Source organism: Pseudoalteromonas sp. J2K-J979, assembly GCF_058169715.2.
The window spans coordinates 904,856-912,500 of the sequence record NZ_CM200281.1; the positions used below are offsets into that span (position 1 = coordinate 904,856).

The 7,645-nt window shown below is 40.0% G+C and carries 7 protein-coding genes (1 of these 7 only partly in view); 4 read left to right on the forward strand and 3 right to left on the reverse strand.

From position 1 onward, the window contains the following. Positions 1-18: 18 nt before the first annotated feature. Entirely contained in the window at positions 19-909 is an 891-nt protein-coding gene (gene ispA, locus AC3KVK_RS04290) for a (2E,6E)-farnesyl diphosphate synthase (RefSeq protein WP_490313735.1), read from the reverse strand. Continuing rightward, positions 909-1,154, reverse strand: coding sequence for an exodeoxyribonuclease VII small subunit (locus AC3KVK_RS04295; protein WP_490313736.1), 246 nt, complete (start codon positions 1,152-1,154; stop codon positions 909-911). The genes ispA and AC3KVK_RS04295 overlap by 1 nt, the downstream gene beginning before the upstream one ends. Positions 1,155-1,411: 257 nt before the next feature. Between AC3KVK_RS04295 and pomA the strand changes: the two genes are divergently transcribed. The 3 genes from pomA to AC3KVK_RS04310 all read left to right on the forward strand — a co-directional run bounded on the left by pomA (position 1,412) and on the right by AC3KVK_RS04310 (position 5,746). Next, positions 1,412-2,173 carry a flagellar motor protein PomA gene (pomA, locus tag AC3KVK_RS04300; RefSeq protein WP_086744476.1) on the forward strand — a complete coding sequence of 254 codons (762 nt, stop codon included), beginning with the start codon at positions 1,412-1,414 and terminating at the stop codon, positions 2,171-2,173. Positions 2,174-2,178: 5 nt separating this feature from the next. Further along, complete coding sequence (locus AC3KVK_RS04305) at positions 2,179-3,105, forward strand: flagellar motor protein MotB (RefSeq protein ID WP_490313737.1); 927 nt, start codon at positions 2,179-2,181, stop codon at positions 3,103-3,105. 733 nt (positions 3,106-3,838) lie between these two features. Then, positions 3,839-5,746 carry a DNA topoisomerase III gene (locus AC3KVK_RS04310; RefSeq protein ID WP_490313738.1) on the forward strand — a complete coding sequence of 636 codons (1,908 nt, stop codon included), beginning with the start codon at positions 3,839-3,841 and terminating at the stop codon, positions 5,744-5,746. Positions 5,747-5,784: 38 nt separating this feature from the next. Here the strand turns inward: AC3KVK_RS04310 and AC3KVK_RS04315 are convergent, their stop codons facing one another. Continuing rightward, positions 5,785-7,110, reverse strand: a complete 1,326-nt coding sequence (locus tag AC3KVK_RS04315; protein ID WP_490313739.1) for a M20 metallopeptidase family protein — start codon at positions 7,108-7,110, stop codon at positions 5,785-5,787. Between the two features lie 98 nt (positions 7,111-7,208). Here AC3KVK_RS04315 and AC3KVK_RS04320 point away from each other — a divergent pair, with 98 nt between their 5' ends. Further along, positions 7,209-7,645, forward strand: partial view of a tetratricopeptide repeat protein gene (locus AC3KVK_RS04320; protein WP_490313740.1) — the 5' portion only. The gene runs 421 nt beyond the window's last position; 437 of the gene's 858 nt are visible here — the first part of the coding sequence; its start codon is at positions 7,209-7,211; its stop codon lies beyond the right edge, outside the window.

Consider the following 7,645-nt stretch of genomic DNA (forward strand, 5'->3'; position numbering starts at 1 on the left):
TAACCTGAGTTGGGGCCTTTAATGGTCTCGAGAAATAATATAATGCGCTAGTTCTTCAAGTCTCGTTGTGTTTGCTGGAATTTTATCAAGAGACGCAAGGGCGTCTTGATATAAGGATTGCGCTAAGTCTTTCGCACCTTGAAGACCCATAAATGCAGGGTAGGTTGACTTATTTGATTCGATGTCAGAGCCTTGCGGTTTCCCAAGGGTTGCAGTATCTCCTTCAATATCCAAAATATCATCATGGACTTGAAAGGCCAGCCCTATTTTATGACCAAACTCAGCTAAGTGATTTAAGGTGTCTTGTGACGTTCCTTTGGCACATAATGCGCCCATCGTAATGGCGGATACTAACAGTGCACCAGTCTTCAGTTTATGAATTTGTTCGAGTTCTGATACTGTGATGGATTTATTCGTTGCTGATAAATCAAGTGCTTGCCCACCACACATGCCCATTAGTCCAGAGGCTTTGGCTAGTTCGGAAATAATTTTAAGTTGAGTCGGCGCCTCAACTTGAGCCAGAGGCTGTTCAGATAAAATATCAAATGCGAGTGTTTGTAACGCATCACCGGCTAAAATAGCGGTCGCCTCATCAAAAGCAATGTGGCATGTCGGTTTGCCTCGACGCAGATCGTCATCATCCATAGCAGGAAGATCATCATGTACCAAGGAATAACTATGAATACATTCAATAGCAGCAGCCACTTTTTGTAAAGCAAGCTGGTCAGCACCAAGCATTTGCCCTGTTAAAAATACTAGATGTGGCCTGAGACGTTTGCCACCATTGAACAGGCTATAACGTGCTGCAGAAAGGAGTTGTGCATCACCAGAAGTTTGCATCGACAAAATGGATGTTAACGTTTGTTCGACCAGGTATTGGCTGCGTTGTAAATCGTCTTGAATTGTCACTATTTTTGCTCTGTAGAGTCAAAGGGTGTGAGATCGCTTTCAGTAGAGTTGCCCATTAGAATGCTCACTTTTTGTTCTGCTTGTTGCAGTTTGGCTGAAGATGCTTGGGCAAGCTGAATACCGCGCTCAAATTGTTTTAATGACTGTTCGAGGGTAAGAGACCCATTTTCCATTTCTGAAACGATGTGCCCTAATTCGCCCATAGCGTCTTCAAAACTAAGATTTTCTGCTTTTTTTGTGGCCATTGTATTACTTCAGCTTAAGTATGAGTGGGTGGGATTTTAGGGGGATTCTCTAACTATTTCAATTTATCTGCCTTAGTCTCGCTAAATTATTGCGTGCCGATGCTGATTCTCTGTTTGAAAATTGCCGTCATCATAAAAATGGCGCTATAGTTGAACTTAAGTTATTAAACCTTTTGCCGATACTTAAAACTAAATTATCATACGCACTCTAAAGTGCTAACTTACCAATTTTAATTAAAATTTCCCTTGGAGGGCCAGTGGATTTAGCAACGTTAATAGGAATGCTTGGTGCGATCGGCTTTATTGTTATGGCAATGATTCTCGGTGGCGATTTAGGAATGTTCGTTGATATTCCTTCTGTGCTCATTGTTTTTTGTGGTTCATTATTTGTTGTGCTATCAAACTTTACGATGGGGCAGTTTTTTGGAATTGGTAAAGTGGCTGGAAAAGCGTTTATGTTTAAGCTTGAGACGCCTGAAGAGCTCATCGATAAAGCTGTTGAGCTAGCTGATTCCGCCAGAAAAGGAGGGTTCCTTGCTCTTGAAGAAGCAGAGATACCAAATGCATTTATGCAAAAAGGGGTCGATATGCTGGTTGATGGCCATGATGCCGATGTCGTGCGAGAAACCCTACAAAAAGATATTTCATTAACGTCAACACGGCATGATGCTGGCGCCACTTTATTTAAAGCGTTGGGTGATGTAGCTCCAGCAATGGGAATGATTGGTACACTGATCGGTTTGGTTGCAATGTTATCAAACATGGATGATCCGAAAGCGATAGGACCCGCGATGGCGGTTGCTTTGTTAACGACTCTTTATGGGGCCTTCTTGGCCAATGTTATCGCGATCCCGATTCAAGCTAAGTTAGAAAAGCGCAAAGACGAAGAAGAACTAAATCAAAAATTAATTTTAGATGCTGTGCTCGGGATTCAAGATGGTCAAAACCCAAAAGTAATTGAAGGGATACTTAAAAATTACCTACCAGAATCTAAACGCCAAATAGACACTGAGGGTTAGCTGTTATGTCTGATGAAGCCGAAGATTGCAAATGCCCTCCCCCAGGTTTGCCTGCTTGGATGGGGACGTTTGCAGACTTAATGTCATTGCTGATGTGTTTCTTTGTATTGTTGTTAGCTATGTCAGAAATGGATGTACTGAAATTTAAGCAAATAGCGGGCTCGATGAAATTTGCATTTGGTGTTCAAAATAAGCTTGAGGTAAAAGATATTCCAAAAGGCACAAGTGTGATCGCTATGGAGTTCCGCCCAGGAAAGCCTGAGCCGTCGCCTATTGAGACAATTCAACAGCAAACAGTTGAGATGACACAGCAAATGTTGGAGTTTCAAGCCGGTGATGAAGATTCGGCTGGGGGGCGCCAAGAACAGCGTGGGAATAAGCGTGGTGGTGAATCTCAAAGTACAGCGAAAAATGAATCGAGCCAAGCTGAAAGTACGGCTGACCAAGAACAAGTTAATGAGCTGGTTAAAAAAATAGCGCAACAGCTTGAAGAGCAAATCATGGATGGGGCAATAGAGCTCGAATCACTGGGTCAGCAAATTATTATTCGTATTCGAGAAAATGGTTCGTTTCCATCTGGAAGTGCTTTTTTGCAACCACAATTTAAACCCATTATTCAACAAATAGCTGAACTCTTGAAAGATGTTCCTGGCGAGATTACCGTTTCTGGCCACACAGATGATTATCAAGTAAGTAATGAACTATATTTTAATAATTGGGATTTATCAGCGAAACGTTCAGTGGCTGTAGCAAGCGAAATGCAGAAGGTGAGGGGATTCGATAAAAACCGTATGATGGTAATAGGTCATGCTGATACTCGGCCGTTAGTGCCAAATGAAGATACGGATTCGCGCAAACGTAATCGCCGTGTTGAGATTTCAATTATGCAAGGTAAAGCGAAAGAGTCTGATCCGATTGAGGTACAAAAGTAAATTTACGGTTGATTTTTTTCATAAAAGACGATTTACTGCAAACGCTAAGTAATTGTCTTAGTTTTATTTAAGGATAAATGAAATGAAAAGAATTGATAAATATACTTATATGCCAGGCAGTGGTGGTGGAAGCGATGATCCACCAAAAGAACCACCTAAGTCGAAATAATTGAAATGGAAGTGAAAGCTTCCATTTTACCAAATTATGAATGATATATTCCTACAAACTTTTTTAAATTATCAGCTATTACTAGTTTTGGCTGCATTCGTTCTGTCCTTTAAATTTAAACTTAAATCAGGTTGTTGGTTTTCTGCTGTAACATTCGTCTCTTTTTTAATAAGTTTTATCATTACTCCATTCCTATATGAGTATGATACAGCAAAATTTTATCGTTATTTTTTTTGGGCTTTCAACGATATTATTTGGATGAGTGCTATCGCAATCTTAGGTATTAAGGATAGAATTTCACTAAGACTATCAGTCACTGCTCAATTAGTTTTTATCCCTGTTATACTCATACAGCTTTTTAAAATAGTGGATAAGCATTTTCTAGAATACGAAGTGATAGACTCGATATATAAAACGATCATCCCTCTTTCAAACACCCTTGTCGTAGCGTTATGTTTTGCACCTTTGGTTTTTGGTTTTATTATAGGTAAGCAAAAACAACTAGCTAATTAGCACTTTCAGAATTATCATTACTGTTATTATATACAGTTGTAAATTTTGAGTATGAAACTCTATATTGCAGAAAAGCCTTCATTAGGACGTGCGATAGCTGATGTACTCCCGAAACCTCTACAAAAAGGGGAAGGCTTTATTAAAGCCAGCAATGGCGATGTTGTCTCTTGGTGTATCGGGCATTTGTTAGAACAAGCAGAACCTGACAGTTATGATCCTAGATTTAAAAAGTGGCAGCTTAATGATTTGCCAATCATCCCGTTAAAATGGCAACTCAGTGTAAAACCAAAAACTAAAAAGCAGTTTAATATTCTCAAAAAGTTGATTTTACAAGCTGATGAGCTAATTCATGCAGGAGATCCTGATAGAGAAGGGCAGTTGTTAGTAGATGAGGTAATTGATTTTGTTGGCGTTAATGAACAAAAAAAAGCATCTGTTCAGCGTTTATTAGTCAGTGACTTGAACCCCTCTGCAGTGAAGAAATCATTGTTCAATCAAAATAGAAATATCGACTTTGTTCCTCTGTCTGTGTCTGCTTTAGCACGGTCTCGTGCGGACTGGCTCTTTGGTATGAATCTTACTCGTGCGTATACTTTAGCTGGCCAGCAGGCTGGCAGCCACCGCGTTTTATCAGTAGGAAGAGTACAAACACCGATTTTAGGGTTGGTAGTGCGTCGAGATCTTGAAATTGAAAACTTTATTGCAAAGCCCTTTTATGAAGTACATGCGCATTTAAAAACTGATAAAGCAGAAGATTTTACCGCTAAATGGCAACCAAGTGCCGCATGCGAGCCTTATCAAGATGAAGATGGACGAATTTTGTTAAAGGCATTAGCTGAAAATGTAGTTAAAAGAATTGAGAACCAATCAGCATTAGTCACTAAACTTTCTCAAAAAGAAAAACGCCACACATCACCATTGCCCTATAACTTGTCGTCATTGCAGATTGATGCCGCCAAAGTATATGGCATGTCTGCGCAAGTTGTATTAAATGTGTGCCAAAATTTATATGAAAAACATAAAGCGATCACTTATCCACGTTCAGATAATCGTTATTTACCAACCGAGCATTTTGCTGAGGCTGAGCAAGTGCTTGATGCTATTAAACACAATAAGGGCCAATCAGACTCACTTATCCAACAAGCTGACTTATCGATTCGTTCTAAATGTTGGAATGACTCAAAGGTTGAAGCGCACCATGCAATCATCCCCACCAGTAAAAAGTTGCCTGTGAGCAGCCTTGATAAAGATGAATTAAAACTTTACCAGTTAATTGCACGGCATTATTTAATCCAATTTTACCCACCTTACATTTTCAATGAAACAAAAGTCGAAGTGGAGATAGCGGGAGGAAAGTTTAGCGCTACAGCCAAAGAAGAACTGCAACAAGGTTTTAAAATTCTTTTAGGTAAAGGGGAGTCCAAAATTGAGCCGCTTTTACCGTCATTGACTTTAGGTCAGCGGTTGCACTGTCCATTTGGTGACCTGCTGGAGAAGTACACTCAGCCTCCAGCGTATTTTAATGATGCGAGCTTATTAAGTGCGATGACAGGAATTAGCAGGTTTGTCACAGATCCCAGCATCAAAAAAATACTCAAAGAGACGGATGGCCTAGGTACAGAAGCAACACGAGCTGGGATTATTGAATTACTTTTTAGGCGTGATTTTTTAAAACGGGAAGGTAAAAAGATAGTATCAACGATTGCAGGTAGAAGCCTGATTGAAATGTTGCCAGACTTGATTACCCGACCTGATTTAACAGCTAAATGGGAAGCTGGTTTGGCTGCAATATCTCGAAAAGAACAAAGCTACCAAGGGTTTATGCAACCTTTGTTGGAACAACTCAATCAACTTATCTCTTTGTCATCGAGCTGTGATGCCAGTGCTTTTAAATATATTAAAGGGCCCACACCGACTCGTCGATTTAAAAGAAAGCGAAAAGCGTCGGGCAATAAGTAACATCTAAATGATTATGGGTATTCAAAACTCCTACATATTCATTTGATGCGTTTATCATCAGGTAAGTTGAATAAGTGTAAAGCGGCTGCACTCATGGCTCTGACACCTGTTTCAATAGTTTTTGAATAATCGGGTGCATATAAACTTGAATGCAAAGATGGAAGGGTTTCATTATTGCTCTTTGCGTTTTTGTATCGAGAAGGTTCAACGCTGCCGAGCCAAAAGAGGGTGATAGGGATTTGGTGCTTGGTCCGACCATAAAGTCCAAAGTCTTCACCAGCCATTACAGGATCAGCTGTTATCACATTAGCTTGGCCGAGCTCGATAGAAATACTGCTCTTAATATATTGTGCCAATTTAGTATGATTTATAGTTGATGGGATAGATTCTTCTTCATGTACAATAACTTGCGGATAATATGAGTCATCAAGGCCCGCACTCAGTGCAATGCCTGCTGTTAAGCGCTTGATTGCAGCTATTTGCTGATCGCGTACCTCTGAGTTATAAGAACGAAGTGTGAGTTGCAATTTCACTTCATCAGAAATGATATTATGTTTTGTTCCCCCATGAATGGATCCAATAGTTAAAACCGAAGGCTCTAATGGTGTAACCTCGCGACTGGTAATGGTTTGCAGAGCAAGAACGATTCGCGAAGCTAACACGATAGGATCTATTGTTGTATGTGGATACGCACCATGTCCGCCTTTCCCTTTGACAATGATATCAACAGAATCAACACTAGCAAGGGCATAGTCATTGGGCACCGCGACTTTTCCAGACTCAAGATCTGCGCTAACATGAAGCCCTAAAACGGCATCGGGTAATGCAAACTCAGAGAATAACCCTTCTTGTAACATTGCTTTGGCACCCGCTCCGACTTCTTCTGCTGGTTGGGCAACCATCATCAGCGTGCCTTTCCATTGAGATTGCTCATTGACAAGTTTTCGAGCAGTACCAATAAAGCTAGTCATATGAATATCATGACCGCATCCATGCATTACTCCAACTTCATTATTTTGCAAATCGATAGTCCGTACTTTTGAAGCGTAGGGCTTTCCTGTTTGTTCAGTGATTGGAAGAGCGTCAGTGTCAGTTCGGATCATGAGGGTAGGTCCTTCACCATTTTTAAGTAACGCAACTACACCAAAGCCTCCAATATTTTTTGTTACTGTAAAGCCTAACTGAGCGAGCTCTTTTCCTAGGCGATGTGACGTTTCTTTTTCTCGATAAGATAATTCAGGGTGCTGATGAAGATCTAAATATAAACTCTCTAAATAAGGCATGTCTGAATTGATAATCAACTCCGGTTCTTTTGCGTTCAACAGAGTCGATAAGAGTAAAAATACAAAAGAAACTTTAGACATTTAACATCCTTATTATTAATTTAGGGGCAATTTTTATCTTGTAAAAAATTGCTTCATCACCATATAACAAAACATAATCGAATAATTGGCAAGCAATAATGAGTAATATCCTAGATTTGACGGCAGAGAATTTTCAACACATTTTGGGTGAAGTATCACAAACTAAGTTAGTTGCATTGTTGTTTTGGTCACCTCAAAGCCCTGAATGCCAAGTTTATAACCAAACGGTCGAGAAAGTAGTCGCCGATTACCCTGAACATTTGTTATTGGCAAAGTTAAATTGTGATACAGAGCAAGCATTAGCTTCTCAATTAGCACAACAAATTGGTTTACAGGCTTTGCCCACAATTGTGCTATTAAAAAATGCAGGCCCAGTTGAAATGTTGTCGGGGTCGCAAACTGAACTTCAATTGAAAGAGATATTATCAAAGCACTTACCTAATCCAATCGACATTTTGTTGGAAAACGCGAAACAAGCTCTCTTGTCTGAAGATCAGAATCAAGCGTTTCTCTATGCAAAACAGGCGTACGAGAC